The organism is Draconibacterium halophilum (assembly GCF_010448835.1).
GTDB lineage: Bacteria > Bacteroidota > Bacteroidia > Bacteroidales > Prolixibacteraceae > Draconibacterium > Draconibacterium halophilum.
The window spans coordinates 4,244,911-4,269,343 of sequence record NZ_CP048409.1 but is presented as its reverse complement, the minus strand read 5'-3'; the positions used below and the strand labels follow the sequence as shown (position 1 = coordinate 4,269,343).

Below are 24,433 nucleotides of genomic sequence, written 5' to 3'. Positions count from 1 at the left end.
TTAAAATTTTAATTCAATTCCGAAAAGACTTGTTCTGACCGGAGTGTATGAAAAATCGGTAGTTCCGGAGAAATCATACTGTGGATTCATACCATCGAGATGAGAGAAAATGGCCAGGTTGTCGACTGCTACATATGCGCGTACGCTTTCGATACCTATATTTTGTAGAATGTTTTTAGGTAGCGTGTAGCCTACAGTAATATTTTTTATTGCAAAGTACGATGCATCAATTAGCTGACTGTCGGTAAACGGACGCGAGAATCCCGTTCCATTCTGAATACGCGGAACGTCAGTTACATCGCCGGGTTTTCTCCAGGCACGTTCTACATTTGCAGCGTAGTTAGTACCGATGTATATCGGATTCATCAGGTTTCCATAAACGCTTTCATAAACTTCTCCGCCTACAGAGAATGTAGTCATGAATGACATATCGATGTTTTTGTAGAATTTAAAACTACTGCCAAAGCCTCCATAAAAGTCGGGTATTCGGCTACCTGATATCCGTTTACTTTGCGATGCTTTCTGGTAATCATCAGAGATGTATGAAGCGCCCGGTTCTCCATCAGGATCCAGGTCGTATACCCAATACAATTGGGCTCCGGTAGCAGCATCAACTCCGGCCGATTGTGCCAGGTAATAGGAGTTAATCTCTTCGCCTTTACGCTGAATAGTATTACCGTTTACAATTTGATCTGTTTCGCCATCCAGCTCAACAATCTCGTTCGTAAGCGACGTAAGGTTCAGATTCGCATTCCAAACTAAATTCGGATTTGTAATCAGACTCAGATTTGCATTGAATTCAAAACCAGTGTTCAGCATTTCTCCAACATTGGCCCAGTAGCTGTCGAAACCTAAAGATGTAGCCATTGGTTTTTCCATCAGCATATCCACTGTCCGGCGGCGGTAATATTCAAAACTAATATCAAATCGTTCGAAAAGAACGGCATCCACACCTACGTTGAAGTTGTTATTTTCCTCCCATTTTATCGATGTGTTTTCAAGTGATGAAAGCAAGGCTCCGTTGAGGTTGGCATTGGCCCAGTCGAGGTTATACAGCGACTGCCAGCCGTAGTAAGTTCCAATATTATCGTTACCCTGTTTCCCGTAACTTGCTTTTAGTTTCAGGTTGTCAATAAAAGTCATTTCCTCCATAAAACCCTCTTCGCTGATTCGCCATGATCCACCAACCGACCAGAAATTACCCCAACGGTAATCTTTGTGGAAACGCGATGAACCATCGGTACGGAAACTTGCCGAGAGGTAATATTTATCGGAGAAGTCGTAAGTAACATTGCTAAGGAACGATTCGATGGAATAATTATCCTCGAAAGAGGTAAGCCCTGAAGTTGTTGAACCGGGTGCCAGCTCTTTAATTCCCGCGTATGGGAAGCCCGATTTTGAACCTTCCATTTCGTTCATGGTAAGTTTATAAAACTCGTGACCTGCCAAAACATTAATACTGTGCTTGCCAAAGTCTTTCTCGTAACGCAACAGTTGGTTTATGGTGTACGAAAGAGTTCGGGTGTTGGTTTTGTCCAGATAGCCGCCAATATTGGCAGCATTACCAAATTCAGGATTCCAATATACTGTTTGGTTGGTGTTAATGTAGTCGAAACCAACATTTGTCGTAAATGAAAGCCCATCGAACGAGCTGCCTAATCCAAGACCTAATAAGTTTAAATGGAATCTTCCCGACAGGTTATCGGCAGTTGTTTCATAGGCATCTTCAAATAAAGTAGCAACAGGATTCCAGTTGGGATTTGCACCCGCCGGACGAGTTAAACCATAGTCGTATTGTTTTTTGCCGGTTTCCGAAAGAATGGGATTGCCATTTTCATCTTGTACATAAACCGGATAAATGGGGGCCATAAATTGCGCCGAGTACCAAACGTTAGAGTTTGATGTCGTTCCATCGTAACCCAGGTACGTGGTTTCTGTTTTTGAGAAATTTATGTTGCCACCGTATTTGAACCAGTTTTTAGGTGTCAGCTCTGCGCCAATTCTTCCTGAAATACGTTCAAAATCGGTAGTTTTCAGCAAACCTTCATCTTTCAAATAGGCTAATGATGCATATACTTTCGAATTATCGGAGCCACCATTTATAAATAGTTGATACTCCTGACGTGTTGCATTGTCGTTGGTAACTTCGTCGAGCCAGTCCGACTCGTAAAGCAACTTAGCAGAAGGATTAACCTGTCCGGTTTGCGGATCGATCAGTTGAGAAACGGGCATGTTGTATGGATTGTACATCTCGTTAGCACCAAAGATTCCGGTTCCGCCTCTTAGCGCCTCAACTGCCATTGGGCCAGCTAAATCGGGATGAACACCGTCGGTATAAATCAACGCGTTTTTATATCCCTGAAACGATGCTTCGATAAAATCTGCAGTACTCAGGGTTTCATAAGGTTTAATGGCGCGGCTCGAAAATCCGTAGGTAGCTTTTAATTCCACCGATAATTCTTTCGACTGACCTTTTTTAGTGGTAATAACAACCACTCCGTTTGCTCCACGCGAACCGTAGAGTGCGCCTGCTGAGGCGTCTTTCAAAATAGTCATCGATTCAATATCTCCCGGATTAATGGAGTTCAGGTTACCATCGAAAGGTACACCATCGACCACATAAAGCGGATTGTTACTTGAATTGATGGAGCCAAACCCACGGATAATAATCTCCGCTCCTTCGCCGGGTTGTCCGGTTCCAGAGGTGGTTTGAACTCCGGCAATTTGTCCCTCCAAAGCTTTCGAAATGTCCGCAACGGGCCTTTTCTGCAGCACTTCATTATCGACAACTCCAGCTGAGCCTGTAAACGATTCCTTTTTTGCAGTACCGTAGGCTACAACCATAACTTCATCAACGCCTATTACATCGGGAACGAGCTTAATGTCGTAGACGGTGGCGTCGGTAACAGGCACATCCTGTCGTTTCATCCCAACAAAGGAGAAAACAAGGATTTCATTGGCAGGAACGGTTAACGTAAAGTTACCATCCAGGTCGGTGGTTGTTCCGGTAGTGGTTCCTTTAATCGCAACCGAAACACCGGGAATTGGCATTCCATCGTCGGATGAAGTAACCGTTCCCCTAATTTGCTTTGTTTGGGCGAATACCAGACTCACTCCAAAAAACAAAGCTACAACTAATAGAAGTAGTTTTTTCATATGATTCAAATTGTAGATTTTAAACTGTCCTATGGAACGTGCACTTTAATCCTTTTCTTCTTCGAAAAGGATTGCCATGTTTGTTTCACAGACAAAACTTATGTTAATACTCAAGCGTTTTTACCCTTCGCTTTTGTTATTTTTCCAAAAGAAAACTCCCGTCGGGGAAACGGGAGTTTATTATCTGCCATCCGGGCAGATAATTGCACTTTTTACACTTTAAATGCTGTTTAATTCTGTTTCTATGTAAAAAAATGGAGTGCCGCTGTTCATGTTTCTAATTCCCCGAAATCCCCTGTTTAATGTTGTTTACATGCCGGAAATTGCTGTTTAGCGATTACCGTATTTTTAGCTTTTAGATCAAACTTAAAGAATGCAAGAATACAACGCGATTATTATCAACCAACGGTAACAATAAGCCTGTTAATGCTGCTAATATTTAGATGTGAGCTAAGTTGTTGGTCTGCATGCTGTTTGCTGATGAAAAGAGGTTGTTTACAGATAAAAGTGTGGTGGCAGTTGGTAAAAGCGAGGAGAATGGGCGTTGCAAATTGTCAAATGTGTGATCAGTTGGGACATTGCCACCAACCGACTTTTGCTTAGGAGAAGCATGCAGATTGCCGAGCCTTCGCCCAATGCCCTGAATGCTAATGTCTGTGGGTAATAGCTTGGCTATTGAGTAGATTATATTTATTTTCATCGCAAAATTGAATCCACTGAATGCGCCAAAAGATGGTTGATCGTTTTGCTTTTGGTGCGTTTACGAAGATTTAGAAATTATGAATATCAGAGAAGTAAAGAAATCCGATAATAAATTTTTAGCCGACTTAATCAGAGCGGCTTTTGTGGAATATGATGCTCCAAAAGAAGGAACCGTTTTTTCCGACCCAACTACCGATGATTTGTATCAACTGTTTCAAAATGAAAAATCGATACTTTGGGTAGCTGAAAACAACGATGAAATTTTAGGATGTTGCGGCATTTATCCTACCGATGGGTTGCCTGGAGGTTGTGCAGAATTGGTAAAATTTTACCTGTTGGCAAAAGCCAGGGGAAAGGGTCTGGGAACTCAATTAATGCAACAAAGTATTGAGTCGGCAAAAGAGCTGGGTTACTCCGAAATTTATATTGAAACCTTACCCGAGTTTGACAATGCGGTGGGAATGTATGAACGAGCAGGATTTGAAAAACTTGAAAAACCTTTGGGGGATTCGGGGCATACTGGATGCGATATATGGATGATAAAGCGACTTTGAAAAAGGAGGTATGGATTTGTTGAAATTATTCGCATTGGAGTCGTTTTATCAATATGAAATTCAAAAGTTACTCAAAATGTGCTCCCATTGTAAGGGGAGCTCCCGATAGGGTGAGGGGTAGATGGAAGAACTTTGATCTTCTGCAACTCTACCCTTTTGTCTGTCGACATTTTCTCTTACAAATGGAAAAAAGGATTAGAATTAGTTCTGCTTTTAATTCAAGCGATAAGCGCTTTTTTCGACAAAGATTCAATAAAAAAGGCGGGATATAAAATCCCGCCCGGTTAATACTTTAAGCCGCGATGTCGGCAAATGCGTCTGCCAGTACATCGGGGTACAATTCTTTAAAATTTTCATAACACCAGTTGCGCAATTTTGGCAATTGATTTTGTTCTACCCAATTAATGCATTTGGCTAACTCTTTACTGAACAATTCTCTGCTAAAACTCACTTTGGGTAGAATTACTTTTGCATATTCCAACATGGCTTTTTGTTTTATTGTTCGCTATTAAATATAACATCCAAAATTGGATTAAAGTATGCTGTAAAATATCCTTTAACACTAATTAACGTGCTTTTTTTGCAACAGTTCTCTATCCCATTGATCATGTGTTATTTAGACTGATTCTATGCTTGTATGTTTCAAAACATTTGCTTTTGTTAAAAATATGAGAGGTATGTTTTAATCAGAATGGAGCATGTTTTTCACAAACTGCGCAACCGAATCGGCTATTTTTACTTCCTCATTAAACGAACTAACAAAGGCACTACCGATAATAGCACCGCCGGCATATTTGCAGGCGTTGGAAAAAGTGGCGTTATCAGAAATTCCAAAACCAATGAGGCGTGGATTTTTAAGTTTCAAAGCCTGAATACGCTCGAAATAATCTTTGTGAAAGTCTTCAACTTTTTTACCAGCTCCTGTTGTTGATGACGATGAAACCATATAAATAAATCCTTCGCTGGCAGCATCAATTTGTCGGATACGTGCTTCCGATGTTTGTGGTGTAATCAGCAATATATTGTGCAGGTTATTCTGCTCAAAAATGTTTTTATATTCTGCTTCAAATTCATCAAGAGGGAGGTCGGGTAAAATGGTACCGTCGATACCAATTTCGGCACACTTTTGGCAAAATGCTTCCATGCCAAATCGATAAACAGGGTTAAAGTAGCCCATTAACACCAGCGGAATAGATACCGACTCGCGGATGGTTTTTAATTGCTCAAACAGCAGTTTGATGGTCATGCCGTTTTTTAAAGCAATTTCGCTGGTGCGCTGAATGGTTGGACCATCGGCAGTAGGATCAGAAAATGGCATGCCAATCTCAATGAGGTCAACGCCATTCTTTTCCAGCTCTTGGATGATTTCAACGGTATCGTTCAGGTTGGGAAAACCGGCAGTAAAATAAACCGAGAGTATGTTAGCTTTTTTTCTTTCGAAAAGTTGGTTGATTCTGTTGTTCATTTCGTTTTTGTTTTATTGTCATTTCGACGAAGAATAAGAAGAAATCTGTTTCATCAAAGATGGAGATTTCTAAGACGTACCTCCTTCGAAATGACAGGACAATTAGTATCCAAAATAATTTAAATAGGTTTCCATATCTTTGTTTCCGCTACCCGAAAGGTTAATTACATTCACATCGTCAGGATTCATTTTTATTTTATCCAGCGCGGCAAGGGCATGAGCCGATTCCAGTGCCGGAATAATGCCTTCTTTTTGTGTTATCAGTAACACGGCCTGTAATACTTCCTCGTCGGTGGCAGCCAAAAACTTTGCCCGGCCTGATTTAAACAGGTGGGCGTGCAATGGCCCGATTCCCGGATAATCCAGTCCGGCAGAAATGGAATAAGGTTCTGTAATCTGACCGTCGTCGTCTTGCATCAGCATCGTTCTGCTCGAGTGTAGCACACCCGGCGATCCAACAGCCAGCGTTGCAGCCGTTTCGTCGGAAGCGATACCTTTTCCCGCAGCTTCCACACCAATTAATTCCACCTGTTCATCATCCAGGTAATGATAAAAAGCCCCGGCAGCGTTACTTCCTCCGCCCACACACGCTAAAATACGAGTCGGGAATTCAGAGCCGGTTTGTGCCTGCAGTTGTTTTTTCATCTCGGCACTAATAACCGATTGGAAACGTGCAACCATATCGGGGAAGGGGTGCGGACCAACTACCGATCCAATAATGTAATGCGTGTCTTCCGGATTGTTAATCCAGTCGCGCATAGCTTCGTTGGTAGCGTCTTTAAGTGTTTTATTCCCACTGTGCACCGGAATTACTTCAGCCCCAGCATTTTCATCTTTTTTACATTGGGTGCCTGGCGCGATACATCTAACGCGCCCATGTACACGATACATTTTATGCCTTTCAGCGCGCAGACCGTGGCTGTTGCTACTCCGTGCTGACCCGCGCCTGTTTCGGCAATAATACGTGTTTTGCCCAGCTGCTGTGCCAGCAGAATTTGTCCGATCGTATTGTTTAGTTTGTGCGATCCGGTGTGGTTCAGATCTTCCCGTTTCAGGTATATTTTGCTGCCGTAATGCTCCGAAAGTCGGCTGGCAAAATACAACGGAGACGGGCGCCCCACATAATCTTTTAGCAACTGATCAAATTCTTTCCTGAATGCGTCTGATTCTATAATTTCCAGGTAACGGCGCTTAAGTTCATCAATATTGGTGAACATCATTTCGGGTATCCATGCACCGCCAAATTCGCCGTAATATCCTTTTTCGTTTACTTGATACTTCATGTTATTAAAATTGGAAGTTGGAAGACCTGTTTATCTTTTCCAGACAATCGTATTCCGCACTTTATTTCTTTAATTGGTGTATAAACTTTTCTAGTTTTTCAATATTTTTTAATCCGGGTTCGTCTTCAAAACCACTGTTAAGATCAACGCCCGCCAACATGGGGTGATTGAGTTCTTTAATTTCTGCTGCATCATCGGAGCCAATGCCACCACTCAGGAAAAAAGGCGTTTCACCTTTGTAGTTTTCCAGTAGCTGCCAGTTGAATTTTTTACCCGACCCTCCATGCTGTTTAGTTTTGGTATCGAATAAAAAATAATCAACAGATTCCTCAAAAGCTGTTGTTGCTGCAAAATTAAATTCTTCATCCATTGGGAAGGCCTTTAAAACATGCAGATCCTGATCTTGCAATATTCCGCAGGTTTTTGGATTCTCCTTGCCATGCAACTGAACGTAATCGAAACCCAGGTTTTTTGCCAATCCAAGAATTTCAAATGCATTTTCGTTCACAAAAACACCAACTTTGGGTTTTGTAGATTGAAACAACCCCGCATCGGGAGAATCACCTACAAATCGTTTTGATGGGCCGTAAAAAATATAGCCCAACAGATCAACATCAAGTGCTTCCACCTGTTCGCGATTTTGGGTGAATTTCATCCCGCACACTTTTATTTTTAGATCTTTTGCCATCGTATTCCAGTTTTGTCATTTCGAACGCAGAGAGAAATCTGTTTCAATAAAGCTCGAAAGCAAAAGATTTCTCCTCGAACCTCGTCGAAATGACATTTATAATTCCTCTATTAACTTTTTACATTCGGCTCCAGGATCATCAGTTTTCATGAAAGTCTCGCCAATGAGGAAACCTTTAAAGCCATTTTCTTTTAGGTATTTAATTTCTGTAGCTCCTGATAACCCACTCTCCGATATTTTTACAAATTTAGCCGGAATATGTTTCGAAAGTTCCACCGAAGTTTCAACACTAACCTCAAAAGTTTTCAGGTTGCGGTTGTTTACGCCTACAACATCAACATAGTCGTTTACAATTTCCAACTCTTCGGCATTATGAATTTCCATTAAAACGTCCAAGCCCAGTTTTTTGGCTTTTTGGGCCAGTTCCACTGCCAGTTCTTTCGAGAGGCAGGCAGCAATTAAAAGGATCACATCTGCACCAAAAGCTTTGGCTTCCACAATCTGGTAAGTATCGATCATAAAATCCTTTCGTAAAATTGGAATGTCAGGATTCGCTTCACGTGCTTTTGCCAGGTTGGCCAATGTACCGCCAAAGTATTCAAAATCGGTAAGAACAGAAAGGCACGATGCACCTGCAGCATTGTATGCTTTGGTAACTTCTTCAACTTTTGCCGAGAAGTTGATTTCTCCTTTGGAAGGTGATTTTTGCTTAAATTCAGCAATAATTCCCGAAGCTCCTTCTTTCAGCAGGTTTTCTTTTAGCGAAATACATTTGCGTGCAAAACCAGGGTAGCTCTCCAATTGCTCCATGCTGACCACCTTTTTCTGGTCGGCGACTTCCTGTTTTTTTGTTGCTACTATTTTATCAAGAATATTCATTGTCTTTTTCTTTATGCAGCCTTAAAAGGACTTGTTTGTTACTGCGTCCAGTTTCTTCAACGCATTTCCACTAGTTAATGATTCGCGTGCCATTTCAACACAATCAGTCAATGTTTTATCCGAAAAAACAACTTGTAATCCAACTGCGGCGTTGGCAATAACAACATTATTTTGTTCTGTTGTTCCATTGCCTTTCAAAATGTCGATGAATATTTTTGCGGCTTCCTCAACCGAATCGCCACCAAAAAGCTTTTCCGGGGCTATTTGTGGCAATTCAAATTCTGCCGGCGCCAACAGTTTATCTTCCCTTTTTGTGGCATAATGCGTATCCGCAGTTAGCGAAATCTCATCGTAACCATCAACGCTATTCAAAATGGCAAAGTTAACATCAAGCGTTTTGTAAATAGTTTTGTAATGCTCGAAATTTTCGTTGTTATTCACTCCCAGTACTTGGTATTTTGGTTCTGCCGGATTGATCATGGGCCCCAGAATATTAAAGAAGGTTTGTACTTTTAATGCCCGGCGCACCGGCGCAATGTGTTTCATTGCCGGGTGAAATAGCGGGGCATGTAAAAAACAGAATCCGCCTTTGTCGAGGTCGTTTTTTAATTTGTCAATTTCGTTGCTGAATTCGTAACCCAGAAATTCTAAAACGTTAGACGATCCGCTGGTAGATGTGACTGCATAGTTCCCGTGCTTGGTAACATTTACACCTGCTCCTGCGATCAGAAAACATGAAATGGTAGAGATGTTGAATGTATTTTTGCCATCGCCACCGGTGCCTACCACATCAATTGCATTGTAGGCCGAGAGATCTACTTTTTTACTGAGTTCCGCCATGGCATCGCGGAAGCCGCCAAGTTCTTCCGACTGTAATGGACGCATTTTAAACACAGTAAGAAAGGATGCAAATTCAGCATCGGAATGCATGCCTTTTCCCACTTCAATAAGAGCCATTTTTGCTTCTTCGCGAGTAAGGGTGTTGCCATCAAAAAGGTATTGTAATATATCCTTCATTTTGTTCGATTTTTAGCTGTTGAGTTTTTTGTTATGTGGTATCTATGGCTTCTACTATTTTTCAGGATATAACCAGTTTTCGATAATTTTTTCGCCCAGCGGAGTGAGTACCGATTCCGGATGAAACTGCACACTTTGTAAATCGTATTCTTTGTGTTGCATCGACATTACCAGACCATCGTTGTCGTAACTGGTAACTTCAAAACACTCGGGTAGTTGTTCTTTCTGAACAATCCACGAATGATAGCGGCCTACATCAAATGATTCGGGCAATCCTTTAAATAACTTCGATTTTATTCCGGTTTGTTTAACCGGGGTGGCAATTCCATGTAAAACACGGTTCATGTTATGAAGTGTACCCCCAAAAGCTTCGCCAATAGCCTGGTGACCCAGACAAACTCCCAATATACTCTTTGTTGGCGCATAAGCTTTTATAATATCGAGTAAAAGACCAGCTTCTTCCGGAATTCCAGGGCCAGGAGAAAGAACGATCTTGTCGTATTTTTCAATTTCTTCCAGTGCAATCTGATCGTTGCGAAACACATCAACCGGCTGGCCGGCAATCTTTTTAATGGCATGTACCAGGTTGTAGGTAAATGAGTCGTAATTATCGATAACTAAGATTTTGGCCCCTCCCGGCCTCCCCGAAGGGGAGGAGATTGAAGCAGGTTCTTGTTTGTATTGTTTTTGTACCATTTTATTTTGCTTTTAATTCTTTTGTTTTCCTGTTCCCCTCCTTCGGAGGGGTTAGGAGAGGCTTTGTTAATTAATTCCTTTTGCCATTTCAATGGCTTTTTTCAAGGCGGCCAGTTTGTTGTTCACTTCCTGTAGTTCGCTCTCTTCTTGCGAGTCGGCGACAATTCCGGCACCCGCCTGGTAAAACAATTTCTTGTCTTTGCTCAAAAACGAGCGAATCATAATGGCATGGTTTACTGAATTATCAAAACCCAGGTAGCCGATACAACCTCCGTAGTAACCACGGTTTTGGTTTTCGTATTTATCTATCAGTTCCATGGCTTTATATTTCGGTGCTCCCGAAAGTGTTCCGGCGGGGAAGGTTTCGCCCAGTACTTTTATCAGGTTGGTATCGTCGGTAATTTCGCCCGATACCTGAGAAACCAGGTGAATCACATGCGAAAAGAATTGCACCTCGCGATAGGTTTCAACAACTACATTGTCAGCATTTCGGCTCAAATCGTTGCGGGCAAGATCTACCAACATTACATGCTCGGCATTTTCCTTCGGATCTTTGCTCAGCTTTTCGGCCAGCTCACGGTCCTGCTCATCGTTACCGGTACGTTTAAAAGTTCCGGCAATGGGGTGAATGTATGCTTTGTTATCTTTTATTCTGACTTCAGCCTCGGGACTTGATCCAAAAATACTGTACGTTCCGTAATCGAAATAAAACAGGTACGGCGATGGATTGATGGAGCGCAGTGCCCGGTAAACATTAAAATCATCGCCAACAAATTCCTGCGAGAACTGGCGGCTCAGCACGATCTGGAATACATCGCCACGGTAGCAGTGTTCTTTACCTTTTGTTACCATGTGCATGTATTCTTCGTCGGTGATATTTGATTTCTCTTCGTCGCGCACATCAAATCTTGCCGTTGAAAAGTTAAGATTCACCAGCAAATGATGCACGTAATCCATTTGCGATTCTTCCCCTTCCAGCAGGTTTTCAACAATGTGGATTTGGTTTTTATGATGATCGATGGCCACTACATACTTGTAAAAACTGTAGCTTACTTCCGGGGTTTGGTATTCTTCTTTTTTGGTGGAAGAGAAACTGATGTTTTCGAAATGCTGGATGGCATCGAAATTCAGGTAGCCAAACAAACCGTTGGCCGGCAATTCAATCTCATCAGAATCAACATTAAATGTTTTGAAAAAGTTGTCCAGTTCATCGTGTAACATTTGCTCGGGCGAGAGCTTAAACTTCTGCTGTTCTCTGCCGGGAAGATCAATGCTAACCTCGCCATTATTCACTTTAAAATCGGCAATGGGTTTAAAAGCAATAAATGAATAGGCATTTTCTGCGCCGTGGTAATCAGAGCTTTCCAGCAATATCGACTTTGGATAAAGCGTGCGAAGTCGTAAATAAACGCTTACCGGAGTTACGGTATCGGCAAGTATTTTTCTGACGACTGGTTTAAAATTAAGTTTTTCCATTTTGTATTTTTTGTTTTGTTTTTTTGATTGTATTTCTATTCTTAAAATGCTGTGAGCCGGGTGTTTAAACGAAAAACGGCTCACCGTGAAATTCGATGAGCCGCTTTTGTTTTAAACAATGACGTATCCTCTCTTCACGATATTTGTAAAAAGTTGCTACGCCACCACCAAATGTTATTGTTTGTTCTCATAATTATTTATTCGTTGCATAAAAAAACCTGCTTTAGTTAGAAGCAGGTCAGTCATATCTTTAAAAATAGCAATATGGCTCTTTAACTCCTAACTTACGTAAGAAGACCCCACCACGGAAGCCATATTGTATTTATTTTTTGCATTGTATTAATTTATTCTTCTGCAAGAAAAACGTTTTTTTTGAAATATCAAAATATTGTCGATAGAAGCTTTAAAAAACTATTTCTCTCATAAAGATGGTTTAACAATTAGTTCGACAAGGTGAAACGGAAACTAACCCCAAAATTTGCATTGGTTGTACGGTACGACAGCGAAGTAAACGGATCATTGATAATCCGGTCATAATATACACGCATTTCAAATTTATCGCTTAAACGATAATCGGCATAAGTTTTTAAAGTAAAATTACCTTGGCCTGCTGTAATCTGATCGTTTGCGTCGTCTAACTGGCGTAAAAGTGTTTTTGTTTTACGATAGGAAATATCAGCACGAATATTTAAATCGTTGGAATAAGCCTGTTGCGAATTCTTTGTTTTAATAATCAAATCCATGCGTGTAAAACGGTAGCCCAAACCTAAAATATATTCGTTACTCAATATCTCTGTGAGCTGATTGTTCGATAACGATAAGTTTAGGTTTCGCATACGTTTAACCTCTCCACGAGTGGTCAGGTCGTTCAACCACATGATATCAATGTTGATTAAAGGGTTGAAAGCTTCAACTATACTTACTGTATTAAAATCGTAAGCCGGAACAAAGTTGTCGGCCAGGTCGCGCACCATAGAGTAGCCATCTTCTCCTGCAATATGGTTGAGGTTAGTGGCATACGAGCCAACATTATAAGTTGAACGGTAGGTATGTTGGAAATTCAGCGAACGCATTATATTGTTCAAGCCCGGAATACGTGATACCATACCTTCGTAACGAATACTCCAGTTGGGGCGGATATATTTTAAGGAAGGGAATAATCCCAGCGAAACATCTTCCGGTTTTTTATTCTGATAAGCAGCAAGGAATGCGGGAACAAGGACTTCTACCGAATTTGGCCCGTAACCATCAGGATAGCCAGGATAATTTTCGTTAGGGGTACCTGGAACATAACCGGCGCTGGTTCCACGCTGATCGGCCAAACGGTGAGCAATAACCCTACGGTATTCTTTCATGTTTTCGAACGCATCAGAGCTGGTGACCTCCTCTTTCCCAATTTTGAAAAAGGCAGTTCCCAGAGTTAGTGTCGACATGCTGAAGTTTCCGCTTTCGGAATAACTGTTGGCAACAAAACTACCGGAGTTCGTATCATAATTGTAAAACTCAGTAATATTTTTCGACATCGAACGGTTAGCGGTTAAATCAATTCGCAAGTCGGGGAGAGGTTCCCACAGCGCACGTAAATTGATTCGCTCGTTTTCCATAATCTGGAATGGTTGGTTAAGAGTCGAGTCAATCGTTAACCAGCCGTTTTGAGCTGCTTTTATAGCAAAATCGCGGTCTTGCCAGCCAAAGAGAAATGGTAATCCCGGAGCCAGTTGCGGATCCAGAGTTTGTGTTCCCCATTCCGTATCTCCACTGAATTTTCCTGTTCCGAACAATGTTGGTTCCGGAAGGAAGCCCGGGAGTACAGTACCACCATTTTTGCTGTAATTTACAGAGAAAGTACGCAATCCGATTACCATTCGTGTGGTCACATCAAGCATGTCCTTAAGGAATGACTGATCGCCTCGTTTCCCGGTAACAGTAATCATTGCCTGTTGTACATCAACCGATGGTATAAACTCAATGGTGTTGACATCAACAATATTTGTTTTTCCCGGAACAGTTTTTCCATCCACATCAGTAACCAGCACTTTAACTTTTTTAGTATTTAGTTTATGCGCAAAATTTTGCCCCTGATCGGCTGTGAATTTGGCACTGCTGCTAAATGTTTCTTCCTGTTTTCGTTGCAGCGGTTCAGCTTGCTGGTTGGTTCTTCCTCTTGTACTTCTGCTGTTGAGGCTACCACGTCCACGCCCTGTTCGCCTGAATTTCTGATCGACTTCCTTAAAATAGGGCACCTTATTAAACAGGGTTTGGAAATTGGCATTACCGGTTAGCGTAAGGTTGCGCGAGTTGGTAATAATGTTACCAATATTAATATCGTCGTCGGTTAATGCTCCGGCAGCCCACTCGTAAGTTCCTGAATAACGAACGGTTCCACTCATAAAATTTAATGCGCGAATACTGCGGATAGGTAAGCGGTAAGTGGCATTAAAGCTATGATTGTAAATTGTTGGTCTTCCCATATTCCAAAGGTTGTTTAGAATTGAGTCGCGCTTCCATTCGTAATCGTCGTCGTTTTTATTTATTCGGCCGTCGGGTTCATCGATTCGTGAAGTTCCTCGCGAAGAGAAATCAACTTTCAGCGAACGGGTAACGTCGTACCGAATGTCGAGGTAACGGTTCCAGAGGAAATCTTTATCGAAAGTCGTTGGCAGAATCAAATTTGGATTGGTAATATTTCTTGATTGTCTTTCGTGGTATTTACGGAAAAGATCGGTACGATACGAAATTTGTGTTGGCAACGGATAGAAATTAAAGTCGCCAATCAATTTTAGCGGGCCTTTTTGCAGAAACTGTACATTGCTGAAAGGCTGAATCAGTTTTGGTCGGTTACTATAGTTGTACGAGAACATAAACCGATGTGTTCTATTCACATTGTATTCTGTAGTAATGTTTCGTTTTGATGTTTCGTTGTATGAATAGGTAACCGCGAAGTTCTCCGGATCCCACAGATGTGTCTTTTCTTTCTGGCGCTGCGGCTCAACTTTTACATTGGTAAAGTTGATACTCTTACGTTCAATTACATCCTGCGACATATTTTTTATGGAGTCTTTCTCGCTGTTATTTCGTGCATGATTCAGCGATTCTTTTAACTCAATATCCGGATTTACCGGATCGTATTTTGGCGTTGCCGTACTGTTTGAATAACCGTAATACATAGGAATACGAACACCTGCTTTTTCCGGGAAAAACCGTCCCCAGTCAATCGATGCCGCAACATCAATCTCGTTCAGGTCGTCTATCATTCTACTGTTAATATTTTGGTCGATACCACCAAAGCCGGCGGTGCGTTTACGTCCGGCAACCACCACGCTACCCAGATCGGCTAAACGTGTTGAAACCCTTGCATTAGCCGCCCAGCCACCTTCGTCGTCGAAATCCGTTAAGCGTAATTCGTTGGCCCAAACAATTACCGATTTTGGTCCGGTGTTTAACTGTCCTCGTTTGTTGCGTACACCCATCATAAACACTTCAACATTACCCAGATTCGGGCTACCTTTCACTTTTACCCGATTTTTACCGTCGTTCCATCCATCGTGCGAACCTTCAAAAACATCTTGTATCGAAACGCTAGCACCTTCCATTCGCATGGCATCGTTACGTTGCAGTTTAAGATTGGTAAACAGCTCAAGCGGAATATTAATCCGGTTTTGATCGGGCCAAACCATATAGCGATCACTTTCAATATCGCCATTATAATTCCCCTCAGGGGTTAGTGTTAATGGTACCTCATATTCGTAATAGTTGTAGTTGTAGTCCGATCCCATACGAATAAAGAAATACAGTTCGTCATCTTCCAGTGGGAATTCATCAATTTCTTCAGCGTGCACTTCCATTTTCAGGGTTTTGTACCTTCTGAAATCCATGTACAACGATTTGTATGCTGCACGTGCATCACCCTGTTCCAGTTCTGTTACTTTCATTTCAATCGACTGCTCGTTCAACTGCCGCAGCTGCGGGTTGGCGGGGTCGATTACCCTAGATACTCCCGGAGGTAAAACGTAGTTCACGGGTTCGCGACTTGAATTTTCTTCAATACTAACCGCCGAAATATCAAACTGAGCATTGGGTGAAGGAATTGCACCATCCTGCAGAATATCGCCGGTGTAGCGGCGCCAATCAGCCCGAACAAGGTCGAGGGTGGCAAAACGCAAAACTGTGGGATCTTCAAAACCATGCATAAACAGTCGCATAAAACGAATAGAATTCAGGTCGTTGATATCTCCAATAACCGCATCCGGATCATTTACCGGAATCTTAAACTGGTACCAGTCAACTTCGCCAATCTCGCCATTTTTAAGCTCAACGCGTGCGCGTCTAACATCCGATATGTAGTTATTTCCCAGCTCCATGTCCTCTTTGCGGAGGCTTACACGGTATTGGAAATAGCGCTCGTATTCGTTAAGGGTATTATCATCGTTAATGTCTTCAATATCGGGCAATGTAGTTGCCGAAGTTGGATAGCTTTCGGGCGACATTTCCGAAGTTGGCGAGTTTCCTTCCGGATTGTTGTATTGTTTGTAGCGTTCCAGAATACCTAATTCCTGCTGGTCGTAATCTGAACCGCGGTAATAGTGGAAGTTATCCGACGAAGGGTCGTTTAGTGCCTGCTGGTAAACGTCGTCGTTTACTTTTAGCTGAAGTTCCTGCAGGTATTGCTGGAAATGTGTAGACTCGTCATCATCATTCAATCCGTCAAAACCTACATCCTGGTATTGGCGCGAATCGGTAGTGTTATCAAAAGCATTTACCAACGACTGCTGTGTTGAAACACGGCCCCAAATAGTAGTGTCAACATTGTTTAATTCGGAAGTGGTTGGCAGTCCGTTTTCAAAAGATTTTCTCGAATCTTTCAATAGATCTTCCGAGATTTCCCCAAGGTTGAAATAAAGATCTCCACCAGATTTTTCGCCCGTGGTGTCGTTAACAAACGGATCCATCATCCAGAATTCAATGTACTCGATATTGGCATTCTCAAAATCGCTGGTTTGAATTTCACGCATAATACCACCCCATCGTGACTCTGGATCGCGCAGCGAACCATCGGCATTTACCCCGGCCGAGAAATTGGAGTTGCCGGTATCGTAGTTATACGGGCCCCGTTCAGTTGGGTAATAGGCCAAATCAAGCACCGCAATATTTGTTGGTTCACCCGTGGTAAATTCACGTTCAGGGAATATCTCTTGCTCAAACACCTCACGTACAAGGTGGTTCGATTGTAATTCTCTGTTATTTTTAATATAGTCGGGTGTTAGAGAGTTATTTCTCAGGAACAAAGGATCAATATTGTACCACGCAATCTTTGCACGGTTTATACCATATTCGAGCGAATTACTCAGGTTGGCTTCCGGAAACATGTTATTCTGGAACTGTGGCGTACTGGCCAGCATCCACGACGAGCGGGTACGCATATCGATAGCTGTTTTGGTCGCTTCAAAATCATCAACATAAACTGCTCCGTCAATCGATTTTGAACTTCCCGGTACCAGTTGTGCAAATTCTGCTTCCACATCGATTGACGATGCCGCATTGGTCGAATAAAACGGTAAGGCATCCAGTGCTTTGGTAATAAAAGGCGCTTCGGTGTTGTAGCGGGCATCAAGTCCATACATCAGGTTCGAAATAGGGTCATCGCCATAATCCACTTTTTCTGTTAGCGGGCGCTCGTTCATCCACAAGGCGGTTGCCCCTATGTTAAAATTATCGGAGAAAGCATAGTTGGCATGCGTTCCCATTAAGGTTTTTCGCTGCATGGTAAACAGGTCTTCGCTTTCGGTAGAAACCTGAATTGGAGTTCCGGCTTCGAGCAGTGCCTGATTTATAATTTTAACCCTACCCAGTGTGTAGTCTACGGTGTAATCAACATTCTCGGTAAGTACCTGTCCGCCGGCAGTAACTTTTACCGAACCTTGTGTAAGGTTTAAAGCTCCCAGTGCGATATCGGAACTTGAAGAACCTTTGTAACTTCCGGTAAGCCTGTACTTATTGTGTTCAGCATCTTGTTCTGCTTTTACCTGTGTAGAATCGTATAGCGTTTGGAATGTGAATTGTTCAATATACGACGGGTCTTGTATTGAATCGGCCAGGTGACTACCAAAAGGTTCAACAACAGGGAAAATAATACGCCCGGTATTGGAATTCACCGTAATGCCATTAACGTAGTCGAACACCCCGTCTTTTGTTGGGTCGAGTTGCGAGTTAAGCATGTCCAGCCGCATTACCTCCAGAAGAATATGTCCTTCAATTCGCGATGCGGGCAGGTAGTTGATGTAAGTTCCTGTTGAATCGTTCTGGTATACCACATTCAATTCAAAATCGTCGCTGGTCAGCTGATAAGCATTCAGGTTATAAATGTTTTTCATCATCAGGTTCCAGGTTGGTTTTCCCGGCGACAAGTTGGTGCCTTTCAACAGCTTCATAAAGAGCGTTTTCGGTGCATCAATACCATCGGTTGAGAATTCTCCTACCTGAAATGTTTGACCGTTGTATGTAAAGTTAAAGGCTACTGCCAGCACTTCATCAGTGTTCAATGCACTGTTTAGGGAGATATAACCCAGTTGCTGATTTATGGTATATTCTGATTCGTTTAGTTTTCGTGCCTGCTCAATTTTTTCAAAATCAGTACCGCCAACAAAGTCCCGACCGAATTGAGCCATTACACTTGAAATATTCTGAACCTGACGCACATCGCTGTAGGTTGTCCTCATTTCGTTGTAAAGGCCATTAGCCTGGTTGCCGGGGAATACACTCTGAGGGAAAGGCAGCCCATTATTTGCCTGAAACTGCGGAATATTGTTGTAAATGTGTGGATCGTGTTCTGCCAGATCCTGAAAGGCAAGTATATTCCTCGAGTCATCAAAGTCATTCGATTTGTTGGTTACCCAAACTTCCACTTTGTTAATGGTGATGGGAGAACGCGGAACAGCTGTACTTTTTAACCACTCATTATAATTATCGCGGAAATATTGCGCCAGGAAAAAGTGACGGTTGGCATCGTAGTTGGCAGCCGAAATATCGAATGTTGCCACCTGTGCACCACCTTCAGTTTCTACCGTTTTTGATTCGCCACGGTGTTGCGAGAACAGTGTGGTTACCGTAAGTTTCCCGAATTGCATTTCGGCTTTTACCCCAAACAGGTTTGAGGCGCCGGTTATTAACGAACCATTTAAAGGTAACGACACATTACCGGCTTCAATACGTTTCAGAATCTCGTCTTCGTCGCCGGTGTATTCGAGGTTCATTTTGTTTTCGTAATCAAAAGTAGCCTCGGTGTTGTAGTTTACCCGCATATTCATTTTTGTACCGATCTGGCCGGTAACGTTCATCTGAATCTTCTCGTCGAAATCGAAGGTGGGAACTTTTCGTAAACGTTCAGGAATAGATGGGTTTTCGGTCTTGTTTACCTGGTAACCAAAGCTTACTTCAACATAACCCTGAGGCTGAATATTGATGGTATTGCCTCCAAAAATACGGTTAAATGCCTCGCTGCCGATTGTAAGTTTGGGGAGCAGCCCTCCGCGTGCGTCAATCGATTCCTGTTGTGTTCTCGATCGCCAGTAGTCCTGTATTGATTTATCGAAATCGTACTCCAAATAATCGTCGAGCGACATACTTTGTGGCAGACGATAATTCAGCGATCCCACTTTTTCGTAAAAAACGTACTGGCCTGTTATGGGGTCGTACTCAATTTCGTATTTAATATTGTTGGGTTTGCTTAGGTATAATTTTGAGGAATCCTGGGTAGGATATCCAAAGGCAGGTTGGTCCTCGAAAGGGTAGGGCAATGTGCCCGTTGTATCTATTTCAGGCAATTCCTGAGCCTCTCCTTTAAAAGGAACTGAAAGGGCAAAAAATACAATTAAAATGAAGAATATTTTAGGTAAACTTCGGCTAAGTGTCATTTCATTAAAATTACTACAACAAAGGCTTTTCGAAAAAAATGGTTGCTACTTCACGTCAGGTTTTTTCTTTTCGAAAATGGTAAATTTATAACCTTTTTAATGCTTGTTTTATTACGCTCTCAACGCTTGCTCCAGGTTGTTCTTGAAGTATCTTCGATACTGTCTTCTCTGCATCTTTCTTCACAAAACCAAGCATGACTAATGCAGATAACGATTCATTCCTGATAGTATTGTCTGCAACAGTTAAAATTTGCCCCGAATCCGGTATTTTTCCGAGTTTATCTTTTAGGTCGATTATGATACGCTGTGCCGTTTTTGCACCAATACCTTTTACTGCTTTAAGAACAGCTACATTTTCGGTTGTTACAGCAGCTTTTAATTCATCAGGATCAAGCGACGAAAGCATCATAATTGCCGTGTTGGCACCCACCCCGTTCACCGAAATGAGGTTGCGAAATAATTCGCGTTCAGTGGTAGTAGCAAAACCATAAAGTGTATGGGCATCTTCGCGGACTACCTGGTGCAAAAAAACTTTAACTTCTTTTTTACCGTTGAGGGCACTGTAAGAGTTTAATGAAATATGAACGAAGTAACCAACGCCAGAAGTTTCTACAATAACATTAGTAGCACTTATTTCGGTAATGTTACCCTTAATGAATTCGTACATGGCAAAGCAATTTTATAATGTATCTTCTTCCTCATCCGAAGCTTCAATATCAACACTTTCATCAACCTGATTGGGGTTAATGTCATATCTTTTCAGCGGGTTTTTGCTGATCTCGCTGTAAATACTTCGGTTTTTATGAATATCGATAGCAAGGTACAAAGCCTGGCGGAATGATTCAGGAGATGCTTTTCCTTCTCCGGCAATTGCATAGGCTGTGCCATGGGCCGGCGACGTACGTATTGCAGGTAGTCCTGCAGTGTAGTTTACTCCGCGCTCGAACGAAGCCAGTTTAAAAGGTATTAATCCCTGGTCGTGATACATGGCCAGTATCGCATCAAATTTTCGGTAGTCTTCTGATCCAAAGAAACCATCGGCAGGGTAGGGACCCAATGCCATAATGCCTTCTTTTTTAGCCTGAATAACGGCCGGAAGAATTATTTCTTTGTCTTCAGTTCCGATCAACCCATTATCGCCGGCATGTGGATTCAAACCAAAAACTGCAATTCGCGGTTTGGTAATGGCAAAATCTTGCTGCAGCGATTTGGCAATGATCCTGATTTTAGAAAGGATGGTATCTTTATTCAAACTTTCCGACACTTTAGAAATTGGAATATGGGTTGTTACCACACCAATTTTCAGCGATTCGCTTACCATCAACATCGCGTAGTCTTTTGTTTCGAATTTTTGCGCCAGAAACTCGGTGTGTCCCGGGAAGTTAAATTCTTCGCTTTGAATATTGTCTTTGTTGATCGGTGCAGTAATCAATGCATCGATGTGCCCTTTTTGCAGATCGCTTGTAGCGCGGTCTAATGCATCAAAAGATGAAATTCCGGCTTCGTTGGTTGACTTGCCCAGCTCTACGCGAACATTCTCGTCAACACAGTTAATAATGTTTGCTTTTTTGTGTAATAATTCTTTTGTGTTGCGAATATGATTAAAACTAACGTCGTTTATGTTTAATGCTTTTCGATGATAGGCTGCTACTTTGGGTGAGCCATAAACAATAGGGGTGCACATTTCGAGTATACGCGGATCGGAAAGTGTTTTTAAAATTACTTCATAGCCAATTCCGTTAATATCTCCGTGCGTGATTCCAATTCGTATTGTATTTTGTTTAGTCATTATATTTTGTTTCAGATAATTTGCCCTTTTTTTTGCGATGCAAAGTTAATTTATTTAATTGAATTGAGCATGGTTGCGTTAGTGGCAGATGCAAATTGATTTGACGGGAATATACCTTGATTTACTGAATATGCGATTTCAGAAAATTGTAGAGTAAACGGGTTCCGTAACCCGTACCTCCGGCAGGGCGGTATGCATCTTTTTCTTTTCTGAAAGCTGTTCCAGCCATATCAACATGAATCCAGTTGTAATCGGTAAAATGTTCCAGAAACTTTCCGGCTATTGTTGTTTGCCCTTCGCGGGTGCCAAGGTTGTTCAGGTCGGCAATTGGAGATTTTAATGGTACTGCATATTCCTCCCACAATGGAACTTCTATCAGCCGTTCGTAGGTGTTTAATCCCGATTGTTTTAATCGCTCCACGTTTTTGGCAGTATTACCCATTACCACCGCTGCGTGTGGTCCGGTAATAATATCGGCCGAGCCGGTTAATGTGGCACAATCAATTACCAGTTGTGGCTTGTATTTTTTTGCATAGCTTAATGCGTCGGCAAGAATTAACCGACCTTCGGCATCGGTATTTTTTATCTCAACGGTTGTTCCGTCGAACATTTTTATGATATCGCCGGGCACGTAGGCATTCCCGTCTGGTCGATTATCGGTGGCAGGAACCAACCCAACAATATGAAGCGGAAGTTTATTTAATGCGGCCGCATAAATTGCTGCTACAATTGTGGCAGCTCCGCCCATGTCTGATTTCATGTAATCCATGGAATTTGGAGTGGGTTTTAAACTCAGCCCGCCTGTGTCGTATACAACACCCTTTCCCACAAAAACAATTGGTTTTTTATTAATTGCATTTTCTGGTTTCCACTCGAGGATGTTAAAAGTAGGCGGATCGATACTTCCTTTGTTCACCGCAAGCAGACCTCCCATTTTCAGGATTTCAATTTTTTTCTTGTTAAAGACTTCAAGAGTGAAACCGGCTTCGTTACTCAGCTTTTCAATTTCTTTTGATAACTGACTTGCTGTGAGAAATGAGAGTGGCTCGTTAACTAGGTCGCGGGCTACAAAAGTTGCTTTTGTAGTATTTACAATTTCGTTGATTTTTTCAGTATTGATTTTTTCGTCAACGATTAAAATATTCTCAAGCAAAAATGTCTCTTTCTCTTTTTTGTATTTGTCGAAAGTATAAGTGTTAAGCAGCAACCCTTCGAGAAATGCTGGCAACAAATTTATACTACAGAAATTTGTCAGTTGAACGGAAGTTTCACCTGACGATTTTAATTCATCGTAAAGTTTTGTACCGGCCACCCTTGCCATTTCAGCCTGTTGGTAGTGTTCTTTGTCGGTTTTTATTTTGCCAAAAAAGAGCAAATGTGGATAACGGCTAATCGTACAGGCATCTTCTTTTTCAAATTTCTTTTTCAGGAAAGTTGTTTCTGTTTCTGTGAGTTGGCTCGAAACTTCTTTTAAATTGGTGGATAAACAGGCCAATGAATTGTTTTCTGCTATTGTGGAGGCAATGGATATTTTTGGGATCATACGTTTTATTTTTTAGGCTAAAATAAGGATTAAATGCCAGTTGATTTGCTTAAACAAACGAAACAGTTGACAGCCGATTGTTAATTCACCGATGGAAGCCGACAGCATAATTCCTTCTAAAGACGATTTGTATTGAATAGTAACTACAAAAAAGGACCTTAAATTAAGGCCCTTTCTTTATGTATTGTTATTGAAATTTTTAATGGTCGTCGCCAAAATAGGCATGCTCGAAAAGATGAAGCTTTTCGCGAAGTGTATCAATAATACTTAAATCGGTGCTTTGTTTGCTTTTCATGGCAAATACCGAAATGTGATGTAACAGTTCCAGTTGTTTTACATATTTTCTATAAGCTGCCTCGTCGGCCGATGAGGCAATTTTAACCCGCTGGTGCAAAAAATACTGGCTTACAATTTCCTGCATTTCTTTGGCATGCTCTTCTTTGTTCATCACCCAGCGAACCAATTGATTGTAATCGGGGCTGTCTGATTTCGATAATTCGTTGATCTGATTCATCGATTTCTCAATGGTTTCAATGTGTTCGTATAACAGGGCAATGCGTACCGAGTCGCCATAAATTCCACACGGAATTTCGCAATGTGCTTTAGCCTGATAACTTGAAAGTGTAATTATGCCAAAAATAAAGGCAGCGGATAAAAGTTGTGTAATTTTTTTCATTTCTCTATTTTAAATATTTGTATTTAATAACTGCCTGTATAACAATAAAAGTAGAATATGGTTTGAATTTTTTGAATAATTTCCTTCGATGGGGAATCGATTTTAAAATTGATTTTTTTTGAATAAAAGTTTTGACTTTTAATAAAAGCTATTACTTTTGCATCGCTTTTGAAAAGCAAACGTTCTCACAGAAGGGAATTAATCTTCCCCAGTAGCTCAGTTGGTTAGAGCGGCGGACTGTTAATCCGTAGGTCGTTGGTTCAAGTCCAACCTGGGGAGCACCTCAAAAAAGGTTGTCAATTTTGGCGACCTTTTTTCATTTACAAATGTTTCAAACCCTTGCATAATAACGAATTACATAATTCAGTCTTACAGAAGTCAGGGTTGCAACAATTTATAATAAACCATCGATTTTGTTATAAATTCATGAGAAATGAATGGTAGTTCAAAGAAATTCAAGGAGTTACATGGGTTGCAAGTTCTGTCAGGTTATTAGATAAATTGAAGGTTAATTAAGGCTAAGAAAGAAAGGTGGTCGTTACCACCAAACTTAGGTTTTCCAATTTAAGATGTAGAAGTGTCCGCAACTTCTCTAATTT

At 41.6% G+C, this 24,433-nt stretch carries 14 protein-coding genes, 1 tRNA gene and 1 pseudogene; 2 read left to right on the top strand and 14 right to left on the bottom strand.

Features of this window, described 5'->3' with window-relative positions; translation table 11 throughout:
• Entirely contained in the window at positions 1-3,156 is a 3,156-nt protein-coding gene (locus G0Q07_RS17350) for a SusC/RagA family TonB-linked outer membrane protein (RefSeq protein ID WP_163348341.1), read from the bottom strand.
• A 779-nt stretch (positions 3,157-3,935) separates the two neighbouring features.
• Here G0Q07_RS17350 and G0Q07_RS17345 point away from each other — a divergent pair.
• Entirely contained in the window at positions 3,936-4,412 is a 477-nt protein-coding gene (locus G0Q07_RS17345; protein WP_163348340.1) for a GNAT family N-acetyltransferase, read from the top strand.
• Positions 4,413-4,704: 292 nt separating this feature from the next.
• On the opposite strand, the gene G0Q07_RS17340 is transcribed toward G0Q07_RS17345, so the two are convergent.
• The 13 genes and pseudogenes from G0Q07_RS17340 to G0Q07_RS17280 form a co-directional block, all read right to left on the bottom strand.
• The gene (locus tag G0Q07_RS17340; RefSeq protein ID WP_163348339.1) at positions 4,705-4,896 is read right to left on the bottom strand and encodes a hypothetical protein; all 192 of its coding nucleotides are present in this window, start codon (positions 4,894-4,896) and stop codon (positions 4,705-4,707) included.
• Positions 4,897-5,094: 198 nt separating this feature from the next.
• Positions 5,095-5,877, bottom strand: coding sequence for a tryptophan synthase subunit alpha (gene trpA, locus G0Q07_RS17335; RefSeq protein WP_163348338.1), 783 nt, complete (start codon positions 5,875-5,877; stop codon positions 5,095-5,097).
• A gap of 102 nt (positions 5,878-5,979) precedes the next feature.
• A pseudogene (gene trpB, locus G0Q07_RS17330) lies at positions 5,980-7,094 on the bottom strand (tryptophan synthase subunit beta).
• A gap of 127 nt (positions 7,095-7,221) precedes the next feature.
• Positions 7,222-7,848: a phosphoribosylanthranilate isomerase gene (locus G0Q07_RS17325; RefSeq protein WP_163348337.1), complete on the bottom strand. Its 627-nt coding sequence runs from the start codon at positions 7,846-7,848 to the stop codon at positions 7,222-7,224.
• A gap of 96 nt (positions 7,849-7,944) precedes the next feature.
• On the bottom strand, positions 7,945-8,727 hold the full coding sequence (trpC, locus tag G0Q07_RS17320) for an indole-3-glycerol phosphate synthase TrpC (RefSeq protein ID WP_163348336.1): 783 nt from the start codon (positions 8,725-8,727) through the stop codon (positions 7,945-7,947).
• A gap of 21 nt (positions 8,728-8,748) precedes the next feature.
• Entirely contained in the window at positions 8,749-9,744 is a 996-nt protein-coding gene (gene trpD / locus G0Q07_RS17315; RefSeq protein ID WP_163348335.1) for an anthranilate phosphoribosyltransferase, read from the bottom strand.
• A 54-nt stretch (positions 9,745-9,798) separates the two neighbouring features.
• Positions 9,799-10,440, bottom strand: coding sequence for an anthranilate synthase component II (locus G0Q07_RS17310; protein ID WP_163348334.1), 642 nt, complete (start codon positions 10,438-10,440; stop codon positions 9,799-9,801).
• Between the two features lie 66 nt (positions 10,441-10,506).
• Positions 10,507-11,916: an anthranilate synthase component I family protein gene (locus G0Q07_RS17305; protein WP_163348333.1), complete on the bottom strand. Its 1,410-nt coding sequence runs from the start codon at positions 11,914-11,916 to the stop codon at positions 10,507-10,509.
• 440 nt (positions 11,917-12,356) lie between these two features.
• Positions 12,357-19,826, bottom strand: a complete 7,470-nt coding sequence (gene sov, locus G0Q07_RS17300; protein WP_163348332.1) for a T9SS outer membrane translocon Sov/SprA — start codon at positions 19,824-19,826, stop codon at positions 12,357-12,359.
• Positions 19,827-19,911: 85 nt separating this feature from the next.
• Entirely contained in the window at positions 19,912-20,493 is a 582-nt protein-coding gene (gene ruvA, locus G0Q07_RS17295) for a Holliday junction branch migration protein RuvA (RefSeq protein WP_163348331.1), read from the bottom strand.
• Positions 20,494-20,505: 12 nt separating this feature from the next.
• Entirely contained in the window at positions 20,506-21,615 is a 1,110-nt protein-coding gene (gene pdxA / locus G0Q07_RS17290; protein WP_163348330.1) for a 4-hydroxythreonine-4-phosphate dehydrogenase PdxA, read from the bottom strand.
• A gap of 121 nt (positions 21,616-21,736) precedes the next feature.
• Complete coding sequence (locus G0Q07_RS17285; RefSeq protein WP_163348329.1) at positions 21,737-23,158, bottom strand: leucyl aminopeptidase family protein; 1,422 nt, start codon at positions 23,156-23,158, stop codon at positions 21,737-21,739.
• Positions 23,159-23,357: 199 nt separating this feature from the next.
• Entirely contained in the window at positions 23,358-23,834 is a 477-nt protein-coding gene (locus G0Q07_RS17280; RefSeq protein WP_163348328.1) for a superoxide dismutase [Ni], read from the bottom strand.
• A gap of 205 nt (positions 23,835-24,039) precedes the next feature.
• Here G0Q07_RS17280 and G0Q07_RS17275 point away from each other — a divergent pair.
• Positions 24,040-24,113 (top strand) — tRNA-Asn (locus G0Q07_RS17275).
• Positions 24,114-24,433: the final 320 nt, after the last annotated feature.